Source organism: Micromonospora sp. NPDC006431 (genome assembly GCF_042870725.1).
Lineage (GTDB): Bacteria > Actinomycetota > Actinomycetes > Mycobacteriales > Micromonosporaceae > Micromonospora.
This window is the reverse complement of sequence record NZ_JBIAHQ010000073.1, coordinates 1-1948: the sequence shown is the minus strand read 5'-3', so window position 1 is coordinate 1948 and position 1948 is coordinate 1. Positions and strand designations below refer to the sequence as shown.

The following is a 1948-nucleotide window of genomic DNA, read 5'->3' as shown; positions in this document are numbered from 1 at the left end:
AACCACCCACACACCCCCATCGACGACCTCGACATCCTCCTACCCAACGAACGCCACCAGATCCTCACCACCTGGAACAACACCACGAGCGGCCACGCCCCCACGACCCTCATCCAGCGCTTCGAGCGCCAGGTTTCCGAAAGCCCGCACGCCATCGCCGCGACCGACGGCGCCACCACGCTCACCTACGAGCAGCTCAACAGCCGCGCCAATCAGCTGGCCAATCACCTCGGCCTGGGGCCCGGCGCTATCGTCGCCGTCGCCCTGCCCCGCACGGTCGACCTGCTCGTTGCCCTGCTGGCCATCGGCAAGACCGGGGCCGCCTATCTCCCCATCGACCCGGACCACCCCGCCACCCGCATCCAGCAGCTGCTCGACACCGCCCGCCCGGAGCTCCTCATCACCACCACCGGGGGCGGTGTGCCCGCCACCGCGGCGACCCTCTACCTCGACCGGCCGGACGCCATCGCATCCGTGGCCGCCCAGCCCACCGTCAACCCGCCCACCGGGACACATCCCGACCACACCGCGTACCTCATCTACACCTCCGGTTCCACCGGCCGGCCCAAGGGCGTCATGGTGAGCCGGCGGGCGCTGGACAACTTCCTGGACGACATGGACGCCCGGCTGCGGCTGACCCCGGCGGACCGGCTTCTCGCGATCACTACGGTGAGCTTCGACATCGCGGCGCTGGAGCTCTACGTGCCGCTGTTGGCCGGCGCGTCCGTCGTGCTGGCCCCGCGGAACGTGGTGCAGAGCCCGGCCGCGGTCGGCGCCTGGATCCGGAAGCACGGTGTCACGGTGGTACAGGGCACGCCGTCCTGGTGGAGCACCGCAGTGACCAAGCCGGCCATGGCCGGCGTGCGGATGATCGTCGGCGGCGAGCTGCTGCCCGCCGACCTGGCCGGCGAGATGTGCGGAAACAGCGCCGGCGTGACTGTGATGTACGGCCCGACCGAGGCCACCGTCTGGGCGACCTCCATCGAGTTGACACCCGGTGCGCGGGTGACCCTCGGACGCCCCATCCAGAACACCCAGGTGTACGTGCTGGACCGGCGCCTCCGGCCGCTGCCACCCGGCGTCCCCGGCGAGCTCTACCTGGCCGGCGTCCAACTCGCCCGCGGCTACCACAACCGCCCCGACCTCACCGCCGAACGCTTCACCGCCAACCCGCACGGCACCCCCGGCAGCCGCCTCTACCGCACCGGCGACCTCGCCCGCTGGCTCCCCGACGGCACCCTCGACTTCCTCGGCCGCGTCGACCACCAGGTCAAACTCCGCGGCTTCCGGATCGAGCTCGGCGAGGTGGAGAACTGCCTCGTTCAGCATCCGGAGGTACTCCAGGCGGCGGTGCTCGTCCGCGAGGACCGGCCCGGCGATCAGCGCCTGGTGGCGTACGTGACGGCCGACGAGACCGATCCCGACCGGCTGCGGCGGCACGCCGAGGAGCGGCTGCCCGACTACATGGTTCCGGCGGTGTTCGTGCTGCTGGACAGCCTGCCCGTCTCGGCGAACGGCAAGATCGACCGCAAGGCCTTGCCCGCGCCCGAAACCCCGGCCGGCAGCGGCGGACGCGCCCCGCGGACCCCGGCCGAGACGCTGCTCGTCGAGCTGTTCGCCGAGGTCCTCGGCACCACCGGCGTGACCATCGACGACAACTTCTTCCACCTCGGCGGGCATTCACTGCTCGCGACCCGGCTGGTCAGCCGGATCCGCACGACGCTGAACGCCGACCTGCCGACCAGGGCCATCTTCGAGGCCCCGACCATCGCCGCGCTCGCCACCCGCCTGACCGGCACCGACCGGCCTACGCTGACCGCCGGGAGCCGCCCGGCCACACCCCCGCTGTCCTTCGCGCAGCGCCGGTTGTGGTTCCTGGCTCAGCTCGAGGGGCCCAGTGCCACCTACAACCTGCCGAACGCGCTGCGGTTCGACGGGCCGGTCGACC

At 71.8% G+C, this 1948-nt stretch carries 1 protein-coding gene; it reads left to right on the top strand.

Features of this window, described 5'->3' with window-relative positions; translation table 11 throughout:
• The coding region (locus ACFYM6_RS36100) for an amino acid adenylation domain-containing protein (protein WP_387282023.1) at positions 1-1948 on the top strand (1948 nt) is incomplete at both ends.